This is a genomic window from Streptomyces sp. NPDC127092, assembly GCF_042722475.1.
Lineage (GTDB): Bacteria > Actinomycetota > Actinomycetes > Streptomycetales > Streptomycetaceae > Streptomyces.
Map to the genome: position 1 here is coordinate 1 of NZ_JBHXFE010000022.1, position 1,673 is coordinate 1,673.

General features: G+C 72.3%; 2 protein-coding genes. Both read right to left on the minus strand.

What is annotated here, in order from left to right; all coding sequences use genetic code 11:
- Positions 1 to 169: 169 nt before the first annotated feature.
- Positions 170 to 1,153, minus strand: coding sequence for an amidohydrolase family protein (locus ACFWJO_RS19400; protein ID WP_386866667.1), 984 nt, complete (start codon positions 1,151 to 1,153; stop codon positions 170 to 172).
- Positions 1,134 to 1,469 carry an antibiotic biosynthesis monooxygenase family protein gene (locus ACFWJO_RS19405; protein ID WP_386866669.1) on the minus strand — a complete coding sequence of 112 codons (336 nt, stop codon included), beginning with the start codon at positions 1,467 to 1,469 and terminating at the stop codon, positions 1,134 to 1,136. The genes ACFWJO_RS19400 and ACFWJO_RS19405 overlap by 20 nt, the downstream gene beginning before the upstream one ends.
- Positions 1,470 to 1,673 lie beyond the last annotated feature (204 nt).

Here is a 1,673-nt window from a genome sequence, read left to right on the forward strand (position 1 = left end):
GGCCGGGACCGGGGCGGCCGGGGGCGATCGGGGCCGGGGGCGGCCGGGGGCGAGGGCGGCCGGGACCAGGGGTGGTCGTCGCGGGGCCGGGGGCGGCCGGGACCGGGGCGGCCGGGGGCGGTCGGGGCCGGGGGCGGCCGGTACCGAGGGCTGGCCGAGGCCGAAGGCGTTACCCGCGTGACGGCAGCCCGAAGAGCCTGGCGCCGTTGTCGTGGCAGACCGCCCGCAGCCAGTCGTCGCCGAGCCCGAGCCGTTCCAGGGCGTGCAGCTGGTGCACGTACGGATAGGGGATGTTGGGGAAGTCGGAGCCGAGCAGGATCCGCTCGCGCAGCACGTCGAGCCGCTTCAGCCCGGTGGCGGCCGGGAAGGGCGCGAGGCGCTCGCTGAAGTCGGTGAAGGCCATGGTGGTGTCGAGGTGGACGCGCTCGTGGCGCTCGGCGAGGTCGAGAAAGTCGTCGTACTCCGGCATGCCCATGTGCGCGACCACCAGGGCCAGTCGCGGATGCCGGGCGAGCAGCCGCCCGATCGGCCCGGGCCCGGTGTACGGCCCCGGGGCGGGCCCGGACCCGCAGTGGATCACGATCGGGGTCCCCGCCTCCGCGAGGATGCCCCACACCTCGTCGAGCAGCGGGTCGTTCGGATCGAAGCCCCCGACCTGGACGTGCACCTTGAAGACCCGGGCGCCGCGCTCCAGGGCCCTCCGCACGTAGGCCGGGGCTTCCGGCTCGGGGAAGAAGGTGGCGGTGTGCAGGCAGTCGGGGACGCGGGCGGCGAAGCCGGCGGCCCAGTCGTCGAGCCAGGCGGCCATGCCGGCCTTGTGCGGGTAGAGCATCGAGGTGAAGGCGAGGACCCCGAACTCCCGCAGCAGCTCGACCCGCCGGTCCTCCTCCTCGCGGTAGGTGATGGGCCATTCCTGCCCGGTGAGGGGCCCGGCGGAGTCGAAGTAGGCCCACACCTTGTCGAGGACGTTGCGCGGCATGAAGTGGGTGTGGACGTCGACGAGCCCGGGAATCCCGAGGCGGCGTGCGAAGCCCCGAATCTCCTCGGCCTCTTCGGCCTTCTCGGCCCGCCTGCCCCCCTCGGCTCCCTCGGCTCCCTCGGCTCCCTCGGTCTCCTCGGCAGGGTGCTGGTGCTCAGCCGCGGTCGTGGCCATAGGCCCGTTCGACCTTCCCGATGTGGACGCGGTAGCTGTCGTACCAGTGCTCGCGGCCGTGCCGCTTGGCGGCCATGTGCTCGGGATGGTGCTGCCAGGCGGTGAGCCCGTCCAGGTCGCGGAAGTACGCGACGGTGATCCCGATGCCGCCGGGCGTGCGGGCCGACTCGTACCCGAGGAAGCCGGGGATGTCCTGGACGAGCTCCTGCATGCGGGCCGAGGTGTCGGCGTAACCCTCGGGTGCGTCGGGCCGGACAGAGGTGAAGACAGCGGTGTAGTAGGGCGGTTCGAAGCCGCCCACGAGGCTCGGGGTCATGTGATCACCCTGCGATGGTGGCGGTGGCGGTGTCCATGGCAGCCGCCGGAAGGGATCCAAGACTTTACGGTTCAGCGCTTCGCGCGGGCGCGGGGGGGGGGGGGAGGGGCGGGGGAGGAAGGGGGAAAAAGAAGGAAAAAGAAAGAGGCTTGGGAGCCCCCAAAAAAAGAGGAGAAGAGAGGGGGACACAAGAAACAACCACCC

Coding starts and splice junctions, on each gene's coding strand:
- ACFWJO_RS19400 (WP_386866667.1), bottom strand. CDS start 1,153: ATGGCCACGACCGCGGCTGAGCACCAGCACCCTGCCGAGGAGACCGAG.
- ACFWJO_RS19405 (WP_386866669.1), bottom strand. CDS start 1,469: ATGACCCCGAGCCTCGTGGGCGGCTTCGAACCGCCCTACTACACCGCT.